This window comes from Pedobacter sp. B4419, assembly GCF_059693725.1.
The window spans coordinates 2,053,745-2,072,976 of the sequence record NZ_JCASSL010000002.1 but is presented as its reverse complement, the minus strand read 5'-3'; the positions used below and the strand labels follow the sequence as shown (position 1 = coordinate 2,072,976).

At 42.2% G+C, this 19,232-nt stretch carries 17 protein-coding genes; 9 read left to right on the top strand and 8 right to left on the bottom strand.

What is annotated here, in order from left to right; all coding sequences use genetic code 11:
• Positions 1–96 precede the first annotated feature (96 nt).
• Both AC570H_RS20490 and AC570H_RS20485 read right to left on the bottom strand, forming a co-directional pair.
• Positions 97–2,550: a hypothetical protein gene (locus AC570H_RS20490; protein ID WP_497358404.1), complete on the bottom strand. Its 2,454-nt coding sequence runs from the start codon at positions 2,548–2,550 to the stop codon at positions 97–99.
• Positions 2,516–3,529, bottom strand: coding sequence for a hypothetical protein (locus tag AC570H_RS20485; protein WP_497358402.1), 1,014 nt, complete (start codon positions 3,527–3,529; stop codon positions 2,516–2,518). The genes AC570H_RS20490 and AC570H_RS20485 overlap by 35 nt, the downstream gene beginning before the upstream one ends.
• 76 nt (positions 3,530–3,605) lie before the next feature.
• Here AC570H_RS20485 and dtd point away from each other — a divergent pair, with 76 nt between their 5' ends.
• The 3 genes from dtd (at position 3,606) to AC570H_RS20470 (ending at position 5,806) form a co-directional block, all read left to right on the top strand.
• On the top strand, positions 3,606–4,058 hold the full coding sequence (gene dtd, locus AC570H_RS20480; RefSeq protein WP_497358400.1) for a D-aminoacyl-tRNA deacylase: 453 nt from the start codon (positions 3,606–3,608) through the stop codon (positions 4,056–4,058).
• 82 nt (positions 4,059–4,140) lie between these two features.
• Entirely contained in the window at positions 4,141–5,292 is a 1,152-nt protein-coding gene (locus tag AC570H_RS20475) for a hypothetical protein (protein WP_497358398.1), read from the top strand.
• Between the two features lie 25 nt (positions 5,293–5,317).
• Positions 5,318–5,806, top strand: coding sequence for a hypothetical protein (locus AC570H_RS20470; protein WP_497358396.1), 489 nt, complete (start codon positions 5,318–5,320; stop codon positions 5,804–5,806).
• A gap of 139 nt (positions 5,807–5,945) precedes the next feature.
• On the opposite strand, the gene AC570H_RS20465 is transcribed toward AC570H_RS20470, so the two are convergent.
• The gene (locus tag AC570H_RS20465) at positions 5,946–7,352 is read right to left on the bottom strand and encodes a hypothetical protein (protein ID WP_497358394.1); all 1,407 of its coding nucleotides are present in this window, start codon (positions 7,350–7,352) and stop codon (positions 5,946–5,948) included.
• A 250-nt stretch (positions 7,353–7,602) separates the two neighbouring features.
• Between AC570H_RS20465 and AC570H_RS20460 the strand changes: the two genes are divergently transcribed.
• The 3 genes from AC570H_RS20460 to AC570H_RS20450 all read left to right on the top strand — a co-directional run bounded on the left by AC570H_RS20460 (position 7,603) and on the right by AC570H_RS20450 (position 10,708).
• Positions 7,603–9,135 carry a glycosyltransferase family 39 protein gene (locus AC570H_RS20460; RefSeq protein ID WP_497358392.1) on the top strand — a complete coding sequence of 511 codons (1,533 nt, stop codon included), beginning with the start codon at positions 7,603–7,605 and terminating at the stop codon, positions 9,133–9,135.
• Complete coding sequence (locus tag AC570H_RS20455; protein WP_497358390.1) at positions 9,132–9,458, top strand: nucleotide pyrophosphohydrolase; 327 nt, start codon at positions 9,132–9,134, stop codon at positions 9,456–9,458. Before AC570H_RS20460 ends, AC570H_RS20455 begins: the two co-directional genes overlap by 4 nt.
• Before the next feature lie 398 nt (positions 9,459–9,856).
• On the top strand, positions 9,857–10,708 hold the full coding sequence (locus AC570H_RS20450; protein WP_497358388.1) for a hypothetical protein: 852 nt from the start codon (positions 9,857–9,859) through the stop codon (positions 10,706–10,708).
• A 139-nt stretch (positions 10,709–10,847) separates the two neighbouring features.
• On the opposite strand, the gene AC570H_RS20445 is transcribed toward AC570H_RS20450, so the two are convergent.
• Positions 10,848–11,237 (bottom strand): HIT family protein, encoded by a 390-nt coding sequence (locus AC570H_RS20445; protein WP_497358386.1) that lies wholly within the window; start codon positions 11,235–11,237, stop codon positions 10,848–10,850.
• A 65-nt stretch (positions 11,238–11,302) separates the two neighbouring features.
• Complete coding sequence (greA, locus tag AC570H_RS20440; protein WP_497358384.1) at positions 11,303–11,776, bottom strand: transcription elongation factor GreA; 474 nt, start codon at positions 11,774–11,776, stop codon at positions 11,303–11,305.
• A 268-nt stretch (positions 11,777–12,044) separates the two neighbouring features.
• Here greA and AC570H_RS20435 point away from each other — a divergent pair, with 268 nt between their 5' ends.
• Positions 12,045–13,922 carry a M1 family metallopeptidase gene (locus AC570H_RS20435; RefSeq protein WP_497358382.1) on the top strand — a complete coding sequence of 626 codons (1,878 nt, stop codon included), beginning with the start codon at positions 12,045–12,047 and terminating at the stop codon, positions 13,920–13,922.
• Between the two features lie 451 nt (positions 13,923–14,373).
• On the opposite strand, the gene AC570H_RS20430 is transcribed toward AC570H_RS20435, so the two are convergent.
• The 3 genes from AC570H_RS20430 to rsmA form a co-directional block, all read right to left on the bottom strand.
• Complete coding sequence (locus AC570H_RS20430) at positions 14,374–14,850, bottom strand: OsmC family protein (protein WP_497358381.1); 477 nt, start codon at positions 14,848–14,850, stop codon at positions 14,374–14,376.
• A 93-nt stretch (positions 14,851–14,943) separates the two neighbouring features.
• The gene (locus AC570H_RS20425; RefSeq protein ID WP_497358379.1) at positions 14,944–15,873 is read right to left on the bottom strand and encodes a 2-hydroxyacid dehydrogenase; all 930 of its coding nucleotides are present in this window, start codon (positions 15,871–15,873) and stop codon (positions 14,944–14,946) included.
• 2 nt (positions 15,874–15,875) lie between these two features.
• Positions 15,876–16,664 (bottom strand): 16S rRNA (adenine(1518)-N(6)/adenine(1519)-N(6))-dimethyltransferase RsmA, encoded by a 789-nt coding sequence (gene rsmA / locus AC570H_RS20420; RefSeq protein ID WP_497358375.1) that lies wholly within the window; start codon positions 16,662–16,664, stop codon positions 15,876–15,878.
• A gap of 296 nt (positions 16,665–16,960) precedes the next feature.
• Between rsmA and pdxA the strand changes: the two genes are divergently transcribed.
• Together pdxA and AC570H_RS20410 are read left to right on the top strand one after the other, a co-directional pair.
• Complete coding sequence (pdxA, locus tag AC570H_RS20415) at positions 16,961–18,040, top strand: 4-hydroxythreonine-4-phosphate dehydrogenase PdxA (protein ID WP_497358371.1); 1,080 nt, start codon at positions 16,961–16,963, stop codon at positions 18,038–18,040.
• 23 nt (positions 18,041–18,063) lie between these two features.
• Positions 18,064–18,915: a sulfurtransferase gene (locus AC570H_RS20410; RefSeq protein ID WP_497358368.1), complete on the top strand. Its 852-nt coding sequence runs from the start codon at positions 18,064–18,066 to the stop codon at positions 18,913–18,915.
• Positions 18,916–19,232 lie beyond the last annotated feature (317 nt).

The window sequence follows — 19,232 nt, the reverse complement described above, 5'->3', positions numbered from 1 at the left end:
ACAATTGCCGATGTGCAGCAACATTATTTTCAAAAAAGATTCGCAAACCACCCTATCTTTCAGGATCCTCCTAAGAAAAAATGAAGAGCTCTCCAGTTATTTTCGAACTGTCGAACTACTCAAAAACTCTCTTAAATAACTACAGTCGCTCACCGCAATTTTATAGAAAGGCGTTTTGGCATAACTGGCTTTAAGCTCCTTAAAGTATGGATTGTTAAAGTTTTTGGCCATAAAGCTTTTTTGCTTAGCCTTATAATCGCCACTATACCAATTCATATCATCGTAGTTGCTTGCAATGATGATCCGCTTCTGTTCGCACTTTGCCAGCATAAAGGTGCACCTGGCCTTAAAATTGGCATCAGTACTTAAGCTCCTTGCCTTGGCATACCAGGTTTTAGCGGTTTTGGCCAATTTAAAATCGGCATCATAATTATATACCGGTTTGCTGTAATTGGAGTAAGTGCTCCAATCATAGCTGATCAGAAACCATGCATTACCATAGTAGCCCGTTTGGTAAACGGCGTTGGCCATTTTATAGTAGTACGCCGCTGCGTTCTTCTTATCGCTTATCAGCAGTTGCTGCAGACGGGCCATTTCTTTGGCGAAATCTTTTTTGTTGATCTGCTTTCCTAACGAAACGTATTGTTTTGGATAATCGTTAATGGTCACAGCAAAAGGATTCGAATACATTTTCTCATCGGCATACCAGTTAGAAGCTTCGAAAAAAGCCGAAGCATTTTTAACCTTGTTAAACCAGGTTAAGGCTTTGGCATATTGGTGCGCACGAAGGTAAACGGTGCCACAGAGCTCGTAAAATCCGTCGTTGTTTAGCTTTGCAAAGCCATTGGCCAGCAAGCCATTCAGGTTATCGGTTTGGGGCGCTGTTTTCGTTTTAGCCAAAGCCTGCACGGCTTTTGGACCCAAATAATTTTGCCAAAAAGAAAGCGTCTGATAGCTCATGTCTGGAAATCCCAGGCTTTCTTCAGTCTTTCTATATTTTAAATCGCCTTTGAGCATGGCCAAGGCAGCTTTAGCAGTATCGCCCATTTTAAGATAGGCGGGTGCCAATATTTGCTGGTAAAAATTTCTGGTGGTTGTAGTAAAGCGATCATTTTGTTCCGACCAATTGTAACGATCGTCTTTTGCTTGTTCCGGGTTTTCTGCGTAGCGCTTGCCATCTAACCATTTAAGTGCGGGCAACAACTCGTTCTCGTTAAAAGCCACACCTTTTTTAATTTTGGTAGCTTCGCACAAAAGCTGTATAATGCGTATCTGGTCCTTCAGTTTTTCGGACAGCTTGGCCGTCGATTTAATTTCCTGTAGGTACAACAGTGCCTGAAACGGCTTGTCTTCCATCCACGAAAGATAAGCGGCGGTAACGGTACCCAGCTCGGGTTGCGGATACTTTTTGTCGCGGGCCAATTGCAAGGCAAAATCTCTTACTTTCGCCAGTCGTTGCTTATTGGAAGCTACCGTGCTATCGGCATCTGCCCTATTGTAGCGGGCAAAATAAGTTTCATTAAAACTGTATGCACTAGCATTATCCTTAATCAGGTCTTGTTCCAACTTGTTCACTTCCCGTACCAGTAAAGCGCCGTTAAGCAGACTCGATGGCACATATTGATAAACCTGTTGCAGGGTTTCTAGCTGGGGCTCTGGATTGCCAAAGCCTTTAATGGCCAATACGCTTGCCTTTTCTTGATTGGTTTTGGCATATTTTAAAACCTCGTTAACTGGAGCGCTGGTATAAAAGAAATTCTTATAGGCCTGCACGCGCCTTTCGGGGTTGCTTGCAAAAACTTTCGAATAGAGGAACGCGCCTTCGGCAGGATTGCCCGTATAGCGTACTGAGCCCGCATAAATCGCCATTGCCCAACCCTTGGCCGCGCTATTGGTTTTAATGGGTGCAATAAACTGCTCATAGGTATTTTTGCTTTCTTGGCAATTGCCGGCAAAGTGGAACAAGCGCTCGGCCTGGTAGGCATACCTCAGTTTCAGGAAATCGTCTTTGCCTGCCTTGCGCAACAACGCTAAGCCTTCTTGTGCCTTTTTAACCATCATCGAGCTATCGCGAACTACGGGGTTCCAAGGGTCAAAGTTAACCGTAGCAAAGGGCTCGCAACTTTTGGCGTAGGCATAGTAGCCCATGGCCTTTGTATTTTTGGTCAGCGCTGCCAAAAAGGAATTGTTTTGCAGGCTGTCTGGCAATTCATCTATGGTATTACCGACAAAGGAGGCCAGTTTCACGCTCGTTGCACTATCTGTTTGGTACATGGCCTTGAGCACATCTTCCTTTTTAACCTTTAAATAACCGGCCCACTCGTCACTGTTGATTTCGGCTTCGCTCACCACCTCCTCTTCGCTGTATAGCGCCACCATACTGTTGAACGAAAACGGCACATAGTCATCGCCCTGCACGTTGTTGTGAAAATAAGACACATAATAATCGTAAGGGTCTTGTTCAGGTCCGCAGGCAATATTTATGGCAATTTCGCCAAAAAAAATGGCAAGAAAACTAACGCAGCAAATCGCTGATCTTTTCCAGTTCATGAGGGGAGTAGTTTTTGAGGAGTTCGGTGTCTAAATGATAGAACACTAAATTAACAGGTTTATCTGATAAATAACGCGACAAATATTGCGCCACTTCCTGTACTTTTTCAAGCTTGCTTTCTTCAAACCTTACCTCGTCGCGTTTCTTTAAGCCAAATTGTGGCAAATCGGTTTTTGCTTCGTACAAACCTTCAGTATTTTGGACAAACATTGTCTGGTTTTTAAGGTCGGCTAAATTCAGTCTTTTGGTAATGCCGATGTAGCGGTTGTTTCTAAAGGCAACTGCCCAGCTGAACAAAGGCAGAGCCACATCCATTTCTAGAGGGTAAAGGCCCAGGTTTTTGCCGGCATATTTTTTAAGTTCTTCTATTTCGAGGATAGAATTCTGCTTGCCCGGCTTCCTCAGATTACCCATATTGTAGCACATGAGCAATACCTTGTTAACTGGCGGAATACCGGTACTGGTTTGGTTCTTTAATTGATGCAACCTCAAGGTAGCCGATAGCTGTCTGCCATTATTGAGTTTGGCCACTTCGGTTAGAAACAGAAAATACTGCTTTTTAGTGCTTGCCGTCCAATCGCAATCCATTTGCAGTTCGAGCCAGCCCTTTTTGCCTGCCTGCGCTACCTTGCCCTTTACAAAGCGCATTACATTGGCGGCCAATTGCCTTACCTGGGCATCGGTTTTAGCTGTAAATACTTCATTCACGATAAACACAACAGGTACTATGCCTAGACTATCTGGCAAGGGGTCGGCAAAGCTGATGGGCGCAATTGGCGCAGGTTCATTCCATTGCTCCGTATCTACATCCATAATGCGTACGAACAATCTTTTGCTGTGCAGTTGCTGCAGGTAGGTATTCTCGTTGGCATTTTGCTTATATACCGTTTTCCAATAATAAAATGTACTGTGCACCTCCCTTTTTTGTTGGCAGGCAGCAAGCAGCAGTATAAAAAACAGGATATACTTGTACCTCATCTGTCTATTTTTATTTATTTTCAGCGGTTGGATGGAACTTAGGCTCCGTCAGCTAAAATTAGCATTTTAATCTAATATGAGAGCAGTTATTCAGCGCGTAACGCAAGCAAGTTGCACAGTAGCTAATGAAGTTACCGGCGCAATAGGCAATGGTTTTCTGGTATTGTTGGGCGTTGAGGAAACCGATACTCAGGAAGACCTAGATTGGCTGGCACAAAAAATAGCCAATATGCGGGTTTTTGGTGACGAAAACGGATTGATGAACAAAGCACTGGCCGATATTGATGGCAATATTTTGCTCATTAGCCAATTTACCTTATTCGCAGCAACCAAAAAAGGCAACAGGCCGGGCTTTACACGCGCTGCACGTCCAGAAAAAGCCATTCTGCTTTACGAAGAAATGATCAGCCAGTTAGGCAAGCTGATCGGCAAAACGATACAATGCGGCATTTTTGGAGCCGATATGAAGATTAGTTTGTTAAACGATGGGCCCGTTACCATTTTAATGGATACCAAAAACAAAGAGTAAGAACTGGTCAAATTATATTTTTTGACTATCTTATCGAACATTTCAAGATATGGCTACCGATTTTAGAAAAATACTCCCCCCTTTGAAAAGGAATCAGTTCATGTACCTGATTTTATTGTTCCTTGCTTTGCAAAGCTGCAAAAGAATAGTGCAAGAAGACAAAAACAGCATCCCGTACATCGAAAAAGAAGCGGTTTCTAATGCCGAATTTCAAAAGGTGATGCATGCAAAATTGCCTCTAAAAACCATTTCGATTAAACAATACCAACTGAACATCCCAGAAAATACCACATATGATACCATGCAGGTATCTACCAAGGACTTAACTGCGGGCGATGACAAACTTGGCAAAATAGACCTTACCAAGCTTGGCGACGGCTACCTGTATATTGTGCTGAACAATATATTTACCAAGGGAAGCCAACTGTACACCCAGGGAATATCCATCATTCCAGAAAACGATGCGTCTTTGCTAACGATAAAAGACATTAAGGCTAATATGGCAGAAGGCTTTGAATATTATAGCGACGAAAACAGCCTTATATTTGAACACGACGATAGTTTTGCGGGCGTTCATTTCGATTACGATACAGCGCACAAAAGCTATATAGTTTACCAGGCAGAAATGAGCTGGAGCCAAAAATTTGAGAAAAAAGATAAGATAGACCTGTTTTTGCACTTGATTAAGAATGCCAAAAGCATGATGAAGCAAAAACCTGCACCTGCAACTTTTAACAGCTGGGAAGAATACGTGCAAAACAGCCCGGTGATTGAAAGCAATATCCTTCAAAACGTCTTTAAGAAAGCGTCAAAAGAGCTGAAATTCTTTATGGAGGAAAACGAAGAAACAGCCATTGGCACTGATAATTCAAATGGGCTTATTAAGCTCTACAGGCCATCTGGCCCAACGCAGTTAGACTTCTATAGATTTGTTGATGCCGTTAAGGCAAACCAGCTGGGCAGCTTGCAATTGACTAGCAACACCCAGATTTTCGACTTCAGCAGCAGCAACCACTATAAAATAAGGCAAGACAACAGCGCTTATATCATAGAAGCCTCGGCAGAAGATTATGGTGGACAGATACGTACCGCATATACTGTAGTTTGTCCGATCAACTACAAAGGCAAGGATTTTTTCATCACTACCGAGTCTTCTTGGTCGGCAGACGATGTCAATTTATTTGTTAAAATGTTTAACTACTTCAGCAAGAAGTACACTTTAGCGATCAACTAATATGCACAGTTCAAAACCGAAACCAATGTTCAAAAATAATGCAATCGCTATGCTGCTCCTGCTAGGCTTTGCTTCTTGCAATCCAGTGGGAGAAGATATTGGAGAGATAGGATTAAAGGCCAACCAAATTACCTCGGCCGAAGACGTTGACCTTAAAAAAGGCGATGTGGTTACCATTTGGTCTAAGGTATCAACCAATAACGATATGATGAGCCCTAGCGTTAGCCTGAGGTACAACATCGAAAATAGAGGCGAATCGCTAAGAAACGACAGTATTAGGGTGATCGATGGCAAGCACATCATCAACTCTCATAAAAGCGAAGAGTCTTATCAAACCAACAGCAGCACCGAAAAAGATTCGACGGTTTATTACACCAAATGGGAGTACGAAGCAGAAAACGCCAGCTTTACCGCACCACGTGATGGCAAATACAACTTCGACTTTAAACTTAAATATGCTGGCGAAGGATTTTTAAGGGATGAGGTTTCAGTTATCCTGAGAAAGAAGGGTTAGCTTTTACAACGTTTAGCTAAGATGTGGTTTATTTAGTTTCTTCTCGAATCGTCATGTTGTATGCTGATCGGGCATCCCACTCGTAACAGAGCTTTCAATTCCATCTTCCATTTTACCTCTCATCTCTTCCATCAAAACACTAATCCTGCTGAAACTTTTCGATGTAAGCTTCAAATTCTTCTTCGTTTCTGCGCTCAAAGTAAGAAGTGTAAAAAGATTTGTGAAGCACATAATACAGCACGTAGTACAACAAGAACACCGCTACGCTGCCCAGCCATAAGAAGGTGACGATTTTCTCTTTCAAAAAGAACAGCAGGCCCTTTGCAAAATCGAAAAACTCCTTAAGGTCGCTGAAATTTAAGATCAACAACATCAGAAAAGGAACAATCTTGGTTGCTATTTTAAACCTGCTCACCAAAATAATGGCCACTACATAAACAATCAGTTTGTAAAAAACCGATACATCCCTGATCTCTGCATCTCTTTTGAAATACACATACAACGTAAAAAACAGCAAAAGAACACAGTAAATCAGCAAATGGATATTTCTTTTCTTTTTTAATCCGCCAATATAGGTACCAATTGCATTGCCGCTTTTAGCCGATAGCAACAGGACTAAGAAAGGAATTAAATTGAATATCGGCAGTAAGGAAAGCGAGTTGATGACGCCAAAATATTTTTTGAGGCTATAATTGCGGTATTGGATCAGGCTGCCAAAAAACCGCCCGCCCAGCAATAGCACAATCAGGCTAAATAACAGGTAAACCACTGTTGCTATTTCTAATTTCGAAAAGGAGAAAGAAATAGAGAATACCGAGGCCCCCAAATCAATAACGGTAAACATTAAGATGGGATAGCAAACAATAAAGCCCCATTTAAAGAAGCTGCTGGGTATAGCCTGTTCATCAATAGGATTGATTACTTTTTTGAACGAATAGATCCTGTTCGAGAAGTACAAAAAGCCAACCAATGCACAAACCGTTTTGTAGGAAATGAGCAGAAAAATAAATGAAACAATGGCATCTTTGGTATAAAGCGAATCGCTGCTTACGTATTTATACAGCGAATCGGGATCCGAATCTATGGCATACATCAGCACCAGTACCAGAAAAAACTGCGCCAAAAACCTCTTCACCTTAGACTTGATTTCCAAGGCCTGCTCGTTTTTAAAATAAGAAACCGTAAAAAACAGCAAAGGCAACAAAAAGGAGATCAGTCGTATGCTTTGATAAATCAGCTCGCTGTTATCAAAATCAAGATGATAGTCAAGATAAGCCGCCCAATCTGTTTTAAAAATATAGTAAGGGACAAACAGCAGCTGCAGTACAATGCCTTTGCCAACCTGCTTGTTCCTATAAAAGTACCAGGCAAAAATCAAGCTGTGCAGAAACCAGTTGATTGCTTCCCACAAATAGTTGTAGAAGGTATTGTCTGGGCCGTAGTTATCAACAAAATAATTGCTACAATAAAGGAATGCAATAATGATTCCTACTATCCAGATTGAATTGATGGCTTTCTGCTGCGTTTCGCTAAAAAACAATTTCATCAGCTAATTTCTTTTAGTTAAGGGTAGATATTAAATCGACTAAGCCAAATTTTAACAAGCAACAGAAGATTTCTTTCTAAGATATGATTAACAAACCTAATGACAAACCTTTTTTGCATTACGACAGCATAAATTCGATTTTTTGAGTTAAAACCGTATTATTGATTAAACATATGCCAGTTCAATTGAATTGGCTGACTGTAACCTTGAGGTATTAAAATTGTCAAAGCATATCACCAAACCAATTGTTATGACCGAACAACAATCAAAGCGAACCGCAGGTTTGCTGCTGGGCTTTTTCATTGTGCTAAAATTGGTTTTGTCGTTCGTTTTGGTCAATGGCGCTTACGAACTTCATCGCGATGAATTTCTGCATCTGGACCAAGGCAAGCACCTTGCGGCAGGCTTCACTTCCATTCCACCCTTAACTTCGCTTTTTTCTTGGCTGATCCAAGCTTTGGGCAATGGATTTTTTATCGTTCGCTTGGTTCCAGCACTGCTTGGAGTATTCACCATTATTTATTGCTGGAAAATTGTAGAACTTTTAAAGGGCAGCTTGTTTGCCAAATGTTTGGTGGCCATTGCCTGTATCTGTTCGATATTTTTAAGGCTCAACACACTTTACCAACCCAACTCTTTCGACGTGCTCAGCTGGACGGCTGTTTTTTATTACCTGCTCTGCTATTTCGGCCAGGGCAAACCAAAATACCTCTACTTTTTTGCCATTGCAGTTGCCCTTGGTTTTTTAAACAAATACAATATTCTGTTCCTGATCATTGGTTTATTGCCAGCTATCCTCCTCACGCCAACGAGGAAAATCCTTACCGATAAACATTTTTACTTCGCCATTCTTCTGGGGCTGTTGCTCATCTCCCCCAACCTCATTTGGCAGATCAGCCATCATTTTCCTGTGCTCAAACACATGAAGGAACTGCAGGAAACCCAATTGGTAAATGTAAATCGCCTCGATTTTCTAATCAGTCAGCCCCTATTTTTTGCCAGTTCTATTTTTATCCTGCTTGCCGGAATAGGAAGTCTTTTGTTTTATCGGCCTTTTAGGCCATACGTTTGGGTGCTGCTCACTTATATTTTTACAATGGCTGTTTTCACCTATTTCAAGGCCAAAGATTATTATGCCTTGGGCCTTTATCCAATATTGCTCGCCTTTGGCGCGGTTTACCTAGCCAAGCTATTGGAAAAGCGTTATGCGCTTAGCGGAGCCTTGCTGGTTTTTACTGTGGGCTCTTTTATTTATATTCTGCCCTTAGTTATGCCATTCTATTCGCCACAGCAGATCATTGCCCATCAGCGTCGTTTTGAAAAAGTGGGTGCTTTGCGTTGGGAAGACGGCAAAAACCATAAACTGCCGCAAGATTATGCCGACATGCAGGGCTGGAAAGAATTGGCCCAACTGGCCGATATCGCCTATGAAAAAGTAAAAGACAAGGATGCACTTTTGGTACGTGCCGATAATTACGGTCAGGCAGGTGCCATTAACTACTACTCGAAATATAAAAACATCAACGCCGTTGCCTACAATGCCGATTACCTGTATTGGTTTAAGCTCGATAAACCAATTAAGCACATGATCATGATTACCGAGTATAACGACGAAGATCCGCTAAGAACGAGAGAAAAACCTTATTTTGCAAAGATCATCAAAATTGGCGAAATCACTAATCCTTATGCCCGCGAACGCGGCGCAGGCGTTTTTCTGTTAGAAGGCGCAACCAAGGAAGTTACTCCGATCATCAAAAAAGAAATAGAAGAAGAAAAGCAATGACAATTAACGAAGCACAGGAAACGGTAGACCAATGGATCAAAACTATGGGCATCCGCTATTTTAACGAACTCACCAATACGGCTATTTTAATGGAAGAAGTGGGCGAAGTGGCCCGCATCATGGCCCGGAAATATGGAGAACAATCGTTTAAAAAGAGCGATGAAGAAGTAAACCTGGCCGATGAAATGGCCGACGTGCTGTTTGTGCTCATCTGTTTAGCCAACCAAACCGGCATAGACCTTAATCAAGCGCTGGTTAAAAACCTCGAAAAGAAAACCATCCGCGATGCCGACAGGCACAAAAACAATGAAAAGCTGAAGTAGGTCACACTTGTCTTTCGTAATAACGAGCAATTCCTATGGTTATCTTTCATTGGAAAAACCAGTGGCAATGCACATCGGCAATTGCAGTCCTTCTTTCCGCTTTACGCCATTGCATTTCGTGTCCGCTCCAATAAGGTTTAGCAGTCAAAAGCAGTGGTTCTTTGTCCAATCCCTTGTTAGTGCCTTCACCAATAAGCTTACATGTCATTTCCCCTCTTCCATCTTACCTCTCACATCTTCCATCTTCCCTTTTACCTCTCACTTTACTTTTTCCATCCAAGAACTGTCAGCCGAAAGCTGCGAACCGAAAACTAATCGCCAGTTGGCAACCTTTGTCTTGCCTTCTCCGTAATCGATAGTAAATAACACAACTTAAAACACTTAAAACGATTACAATCATGTTAATTTATCTGAGAAAAAATTCAATGGCGTTGCTGTGCTTGGCCTTGGTCTTTACCCTAGCCTGCAAAAAGAAAGACGGTCCAATAGAACCTCCAAAAGTAAAAAAAGGCATTCAATTGGCAACCGATGTCAAGTTTGGCGCCGTATTAACCGATAGTGTGGGCAGAACCCTCTATTTTTTTGCCAGTGATGCAGCCGGGACACCAACTTGTACGGGTGCATGCGAAACCGTTTGGCCTGTTTATTATTCGGCCAATGCCAGTACAGACCTCAATGTAAAAGCCAGCGATGTAGGCGTAACCACCCGTGCCGATGGCCGCAAACAAAGTACCTATAAAGGTTATCCTTTGTATTATTACGCACAAGATTTAGCCAATGGCGAAATCAAAGGCGATGGCGTAGGCGGCATCTGGTTTGTAGCCAAGCCCGATTACTCTCTAATGCTGGCGAATGCCCAATTGGCTGATGCAAACGGCAAACAATATACTAAAGCCTATATAGAAGGTGCAGGGAAAACCATTTACCTCACCGATGCACAAGGCCGTACGCTTTATGCCTTTGCACCAGACAAAAACAACAAAAATACCTTTACTACCGATTTGGCTAAAAACGGAATTTGGCCTGTATACGAATCTGAGGTATTGAATGTGCCTTCGGCAGTAGTGAAAGCCGATGTGGGTGTAATTACGGTGGCCACCATTAATAAAAAACAGTTAACCTATAAAGGCTGGCCACTGTACTATTGGGCACAAGACACTAAACGTGGGGATAATAAGGGCTTTGCCATAGGCGGCATCGGTACTTTATGGCCGGTATTGCAACTTGATAGAACGGTAGCCCCCCAATAATCCATTTGTGCAAGCCTTAATTACAGCCTTCTTGGCATAAGTAAATAAGGCTGTAAAAATTATCATTTGTGAAGCCTGATATGAAAAAGCCCCCAATAAGCACTTAGCTTTGGGGGCTTTTCGTTTGGATATGATTTCTTTAGAGCACCGCTTTGATTTTAGCGGCCGCCTCTGCCAGGTCTTCCTGAGAGGGCTTCAGTTTTTCTTTGCTAAAGTTCATGTCGCTCACATTGTTCATAGGGATGAGGTGAATGTGCGCATGAGGTACTTCCAAGCCAATTACAGCTACGCCCACTTTCTTACATGGAAATGCTTTCTTTACGCCTACTGCTACTTTTTTGGCAAATAGGGTAAACTTGGCATAAGTTTCGTCTTCTATATCGAAAATATAATCGATCTCTGCTTTGGGGATCACCAATACATGGCCCATTACCAAGGGACTTACATCCAAAAAGGCTAAAAAATCAGCATCTTCCGCTACAATATGTGCAGGGATGTCGCCACTTACAATTTTAGAAAATACACTCATCGTATCAAGTATTTAGTATAAGATTGTGATCGTCTTGTCGATACATTTTCTGTTTTACATTGATTTTACCTCGATATCTCTAGGATTTCGAATTCAATTTTACCCGCAGGAACCTGTATTTCGGTGGTATCGCCCACAGATTTGCCCAATAGGCCTTGAGCAATTGGCGATTTAACAGAAATCTTTCCTGTTTTCAGATCAGCTTCGCTTTCGGCAACCAATTGGTAAGTCATGGTTGCACCATTCTTAACGTTTTTAATTTTCACAATAGACAGCGCCAATACCTTCGAGGTATCTAATTTCGACTCGTCTAGCAGCCTCGAGTTGGCTAAAGTATTCTCCAATTTGGCTATTTTGGCCTCATGTAGGCCTTGCGCCTCTTTGGCCGCATCGTATTCGGCGTTTTCAGACAAATCGCCCTTATCGCGGGCTTCGGCAATCGCTTTTGCGATAGACGATCTTCCTTCAGTTTTTAATTGGTGAAGTTCTTCTTTTAACTTTTCTAATCCTTCTTTGGTATAATAAGTAATCTCTGCCATAACACTATTTCTTTTTCTTTAGTCTCTATAAAAAACAAACAAGACTATATTGGCCTCGGCCTCCATAGTCTTGCTGTGATTAAAACGAAGATATAAGGCAATTTTTATAAAAGCAAATATTTTAGCTGAAAAAACAATCGGTCAACAATTGATGCTCCTATTTTTCGCTACCTTAGTGTAAAATATAAAACTATAGGCCTTTTATGTGCTTTAATAAGCTTTTTTAGCCCCAGAGGCACGATCTAAAATTCAAAACCAAAAACAGCAAATGAGAAAATTTATTCTAAGCGCTTTATTATTGACCAGTTCATCGGCCGTCTTTGCCCAAGAATTATACATGCCACGCAACATTAAGCTGGCTTACGAAAAAGGCACCCGCGCCATGGACGGCAAACCCGGAAAAAACTACTGGCAAAACCATGGCAAGTACAACATGGAAATCAGTGTTAACCCCGATACCAAGGTAGTAAGTGGCACCGAAAGCATCGAATATGCCAACAACAGCAGAGATACCTTAAAAACCATTACCATCCGCTTTGTCAACAACCTGCACAAGCCTACTTCATCTAGGGGAGGTAATGTATCCCCAGATTTTTTGAGCGCGGGATTAAGCATTACCGCTTTTAAAATTAATGGAGAGGTGTATGATGTAAATGCCAAAAACTGGGGCACCACCGGCGATGTAAGGTTAAAAGCGCCATTGCTCCCTGGCCAAAAGGCAACACTGAACATTGATTGGAACTATCCGCTCTCTAAAGAAAGTGGCCGCGAGGGACAGATTGACCCGACTACGATGTTTGTGGCTTATAGCTACCCCCGTGTTTCGGTATACGATGACTACAACGGCTGGGACAGGGTACCACATACCGATCGTCAAGAGTTTTACAACGATTTTAACGATTATACTTTTTCTATCAAGGCACCTAAAAACTATATTGTTTATGCCACAGGCGATTTGTTGAACCCCGACGAAGTATTGCAACCTGAATTTGCGGCCCGCTTAAAAAAATCGTACACTTCTGATGAGGTGATCCACATTGCCAACGAACAGGAAGTAAAAGATGGCAAGGTTACCTTGCAAAATGAGCTGAATACCTGGAAGTTTGTAGCCAACAATATAGTTGATGTTTGTTTTGGATTGAGCAGCAGCTACCTATGGGATGCCGGCAGCGTTGTGGTTGACAATAAAACCAACCGCAGGGTAAGCACTCAGGCGGCTTACAGCACAAAAGGTACCGATTTTGTAAACTCGGTTAAGTTTAACAATTATGCCTTGGCCTGGTTCTCTAACAACTGGCCTGGTGTTCCCTATCCATTTTCCAAAATGACCGCTTTCCAGGGTTTTGCAGATATGGAATATCCAATGATGGTTAATGATTCGCAAACGGGCGATATCAAATTTGCCCAGTTGGTGCAAGACCATGAAATTGCCCATACCTATTTTCCGTTCTATATGGGCATTAACGAAACACGCTATGCCTTTATGGACGAAGGCTGGGCGACAACTTTGGAATATCTGATTGGCATTGCCGAACATGGAAAGGAATCCGCAGATAATTTTTACAAGAGCTTTAGGGTAAACGGCTATATCAAAGACAGATCTACTGAAGAAGATCAGCCGATCATTACCATGTCTACCCAAGTATCTGGTGCAGGCTATGGCAACAACTCTTATGGCAAGGCTTCTTTGTCTTATTTGGCATTGAAAGACCTATTGGGCGATGACCTGTTTAAAAAAGCGCTACACCACTATATGGACAACTGGAACGGCAAGCACCCTATTCCGTGGGATTATTTCAATTCGATGAACAGTGGTTCGGGCCAAAACCTCAATTGGTTTTTCCAAAACTGGTTCTTTACCAACAATTACCTCGATTTAAGAGTGGTCGAAATTAAAAAAGGCCCAGGCCCATTGCAGGTACGCATAGAAAATGTGGGTGGTTTTGCCATTCCATTTGATGCCGTACTTACTTTTGAGGATGGTTCTACCCAAAAAGAGCATTTTACTCCGGCAATCTGGAAAAACGGCAAAATGCCTACGCTTAAGATCAAAAATCCTACAGGAAAAGCCGTAAAATCGATTAAATTGGATAACGGCATTTTTGTAGATGCTACACCAGCCGATAACGTATGGGCATCGAAATAATATAAATTGCGTTTGTCATTCTTAAAAATTTGTCATTCTGAACGAAGTGATGAATCTATTAACCAGCAGATTCCTCGCCATGCTCAGAATGACATTTTTTTTTAAACTTCATTTGTTTGGAAAAGCAAAGGCAGCATTCCAGTTGATCGTTTATCCTGCTTTCACTTCAAGTCCTCGCCTCGTGCCTCAGCTCCGGGCTTTCTGTTCAATCAGGTTTAGGCCACAACGGTTTTTGCAACTATGCTACTTGTATTGCCTAAAGTAATAGCCCAAATTGAAGCGACATCCTTTTTTGCCTCTAAAGGCAAAAAAGATATAGCGGAAAGCTGGACTGCCCTTAAACCGTGGCAGGCACATTGCGCTTCAAAACAAAAACTTAAGCGAAGATGAAATTGGATTGAAAATCCAGAGCTATGAGGGTTGAGATGGCATATCCCGACCAACCTGAAAATTACTCGCTAATAGCCGAACAGCTGGCCTGATGCTTTACCGGAAAATTCAAGGAATTGGCAATAAAGCACATCTTGTTGGCTTCCTCATGCAAGGAATTGGCCAGGTCTTTTTGGGCGCCATCAGAAATGATCACCTCGGGTTGTAACAATACTTCTTTAAACTGTCCGCTGCCATCGGCATTCTCGATCATCAAACCCGTAGCATTGTCTTTATACTCCAGCACCACGATTTCGTTTTTAGAACACAAATGCAAATACCATAACATGTGGCAGGAAGAAATAGATGACAACAGCAGGTCTTCTGGATTGTATTTTGTTTTATCTCCCAAAAACGCAGAATCAGAAGAACCTGAAATCGGTGTTTTGCCTGCAATCGACACTACAAAATCGCGGTCGTAAGAACGGTAATCCATTGTTCCAGAACCTTTGTTTCCTGTCCAAACCAAATTGGTTTTATATTGATGTTCCTTTGCCATATTTTGAGATTTGAGTATTGAGACCTAGTTTGCAAATTAAAAATTGTGAACCGAAAACTGCGAACTGATAACTATCTACGGCAATTTAAGGAATTATAATTTGATTTCCTTGAGTTTTTCGACGAGAACTTCAGAAATTTTTCGGTACGAATCGAAAGTCCATCCAGCCACATGAGGCGTTAAAATCACCTGGTCAGAACCGCTTAACTCGGCGTACCAAGACTGTGCAGCAAGCGCAGGAAACTTCTCTGTTTCAAGCACATCTAAGCCTGCACCGATAATTTTGCCAGACTTGATATTATTCAAAACCGACTGCGTATTTACAATTTCGCCACGGGCGGTATTGATAAAAAATATAGACTTTTTAAAATGGAAAAAATATTCATCATTAACCATTTGTCGGGTTTCTTGGGTTAAAGGCACATGCAGGCTGAGCACATCACTGTGTTTTACAATTTCCTCCATGCTCACTTCGCGTACATAGTTATCGCCAAAACCTGTTTTGTATTTATCGTAGGCAATTACATTTACCTCAAAGCCTGCCAATTTCCGGGCCATTTTCTGGCCCATAAAGCCATAGCCGATCAGGCCAACGGTTTTGCCTTTCAGTTCATAGCCCCGGTTGCCTTCCCTGTCCCAAACTTGCTTGCGCACTTCTTGATCGGCCTTGCGAAAATTGTTCATCAACGCCAACAGCAAACCAATGGCATGTTCGCCAACGGCATCGCTATTGCCTTCTGGTGCATTCATCAGCTGGATATTTCTTTCTTTAGCTACCGCTTCGTCAATATTGTCCAATCCGGCACCTGCACGAGCCACAAACCTGAGTTGGGGCGCCGCATCAAGCAATTCCTGATCAATCCTAAACTTGGTACGAACGGCAATCCCCACATAGTCTTTAATGATGGCCATGGTTTCTGCCCTGCTAATTAAAGGCTGGTCGTCAACTTCGAAGCCCAAGGCACGGGCCTGTTCGGCAAATATGGGGTGGAGATCGTCTACAATTAAAATTTTCTGGCTCATGGTTATGATGCGAGCATTAATTTGCTCAAATGCTGGGTAAGTTCAATAAAATCGGCTACGCTCAATTGTTCGGCGCGCTTATCGAAAAACGGATGCTGGTCCATTTGGTCTTTAGGGATGGTACCCGATAAGGCATTGCGCAAAGTTTTTCGTCTCTGGTTAAATCCGGCCTTAACCGTACGCCAAAATAATTTCTCGTCGCAAGGCAAGGCTTCTACCTTATTTCTGCTTAAGCGGATTACCCCTGAATTTACCTTTGGTGGCGGATTAAAGGTGCCTGGCTTAACGGTAAACAAGTAATCGATATCGTAATAGGCTTGGATCAATACACTTAAAATACCATATTCTTTGGTGCCCGATTTGGAGGCGCAACGTTCAGCTACCTCCTTTTGGAACATGCCCACCATTTCTACCACATTATCGCGATGCTCCAATATCTTGAATAAGATCTGCGAGGAAATATTGTAAGGGAAATTACCGATGACCGCAAATTTGCCAGGAAAAACAGAACCGAGGTCGAGTTTTAAAAAATCGCCATTAATAAGCCTGTCTCCCAACTGCGGGTATTTTTGTTGCAAAAAGTGATAGGATTCTACATCAATATCAATCAAAAAAGTTTCTAGGTTTTCTCTTTCCAACAAGATATCGGAAAGAATCCCCATGCCTGGCCCTACCTCCAACACCTGACGGTACTGATCGGTATGGATCAATCCATTTACAATCTTTTCGGCTATCTTTTTATCGGTTAAAAAATGCTGACCTAAATGTTTTTTCGCTTTTACTAAACTCATACCCCAACCCCTAAAGGCTTTTAATTATATTAATGTACAAAGGTAAGGTTATTTAGCTTTTGCTTTCCATTGTACAGGCAATTAAACTTGCTACAATTGATGTGTTTCTAGCTAAATACCTATACATTTTACCGCAAAACGGGGAAAGTTAAACGCAAGTATACTATTCTTCCCCCTTCAACACCTACTTGATGCGCTCTGTGGCAAACCCATTACAGCGTACCGTCACAAAACTTGGCAATCTTTGTGGTTAATTATTATTATCGCTAATTTGCGCTAAATTCTTTTGATAGCGCATGAGTGATAAAGTTAAAATAGGCATCAGTATAGGAGACGTAAACGGCATAGGTTTAGAAGTAATCTTAAAAACCCTGTCTGAAAGCAAGATATTAGATTATTGTACACCCATTGTTTATGGACATACCAAAGTAGCTTCTTTTCATCGGAAGTCTTTGCACATGAACGATTTTGCCTTTAATGTGATCAACAGTGCCGATACGGCCAATCCCCGCAAAGCCAATATGATCAACTGTTGGGAAGAAGACGTAAAGATAGACCTTGGCCAGGCCAATGAAACTGGTGGCAAATATGCATTGCTATCCCTACAAAAGGCTACCGACGATTTAGTAAGTGGCGCCATTGACGCATTGGTAACCGCCCCTATCAATAAAAACAACATCCAATCAGAAAACTTCAGCTTTCCGGGCCATACCGAATACTTACAAGAACGCAGCGGCAGCAGTGATGTGCTGATGTTCTTGGTAAGCGATAGCCTGCGCGTAGGCGTAGTGACGGCTCATATTCCTGTAAAGGATGTTCCGGGGGCGATTAGCCAAGAAAAAATAGTTAAAAAGCTTCAGCTCATTAACGAGAGTTTGAAAAAAGATTTCTGGATCGAAAAACCGAAAATAGCGGTATTGGGATTAAATCCACACGCCAGCGACAACGGTTTATTGGGCAAGGAAGAACAAGAAATTATTAGTCCGGCCATTCAACAGGCTTTTGACAAAGGCATTATCTGTTTTGGTCCCTATCCTGCCGATGGCTTTTTTGGCAATGGCACCTACAAACAGTTTGATGCGGTGTTGGCCATGTACCACGACCAGGGCTTAATTCCTTTTAAAACCATTGCTTTTAGCACAGGCGTAAATTATACTGCCGGACTAAAATTTGTGCGTACCTCGCCAGACCATGGCACCGGATACGATATTGCAGGTAAAAACCTGGCCGATCCGACCTCGTTTATGGAAGCCCTTTTTGCAGCCATTCATATTGTAAAACACCGCAGAGAGCAGGAAGCCATGCTGAGCAACCAATTAAAAACGGGTGGCAAGATTATTGAAACGGCTGCAGACGTGAAAGATGATGCGAATTAATAAAAAGGCTTAAAAAAGAAGACATGTCGAACGAAATTTCTCCAATTATACAGCCTGCCGAACTAGTTGCATTGGCTAATGACCCAAACTTGGTATTGATTGATGCCAGTGCGGGCTCTAAATCAAGGTATGACGAAAACCATCTCGATGGTGCATTATATATTGACTTGAATACCGACTTAGCCGATATCAAAGCCGATTTTGCCGATGGCGGCCGACATCCTTTACCCACTACCGATCAGTTTGCAGCGGTTTTGGGCAGGTTTGGTATTTCGCCATTGAGCCATGTGGTGATTTATGACGACAAAAACGGTTCAAATGCCGCTGCTCGTTTCTGGTGGATGCTGAAGGCCATTGGCCATCCGAAAGTACAAGTGCTAAACGGAGGATTTAATGCGGCCATTGAAGCAGGTTTTGCAACCAACAATCAAGTAGAAACGCCGAAAGAGGCCACAAAATATCCAATTGGCAATTGGAACCTAACACAGGCCGACCTGCAAGAAGTTGAAGAGGCCAGTAAAAACGGCAAACAACTGATTATTGATGTAAGAGATGCCAACCGCTTTGCAGGCTTGACAGAACCAATTGATTTAATAGCAGGCCACATTCCAGGCGCGACTAATATTCCATTTACAGAAAACCTAGATAGTTCTGGCTTATTTTTAGATCCGGCAGCCTTAAAAGCAAAATACGAAAAAGCAATAGCCGATTTTGGCCCCACACAAACTATAGTACATTGTGGCTCTGGCGTAACGGCCTGCCATACGTTATTGGCCATAGCCTATGCCGGACTGCCTATTCCCAAATTGTATGTAGGTTCATGGAGCGAATGGTCGAGGAATGATAAGGATATGATACTTGCAAACCAGTCTTGAGTCTGAAGTCTATAGTTGGATTATGTATATAGGCGTTGTGCAATGGAAGATGGATATTGAAAGTTATGGCCAAGGTGAAGAATCATCTTTAGAATGAAGCAACCGGCCAATGACTAACAAAAGAACCACTACTTTTGCCTATTAAACCTTATTGGAGCGAGCACGGAATGCAATGGAGTAAAGCGGAAAGAAGGATAAGCATTGCCGATGCGCACTGCCCATGTTTTCCAAACAGGGATAACTAATTTTCGATGGGTCTTGACAACATCGAATCGGCAAATGCCTAATCCTCAAATTAGCTAACCAGCCAATGCCCT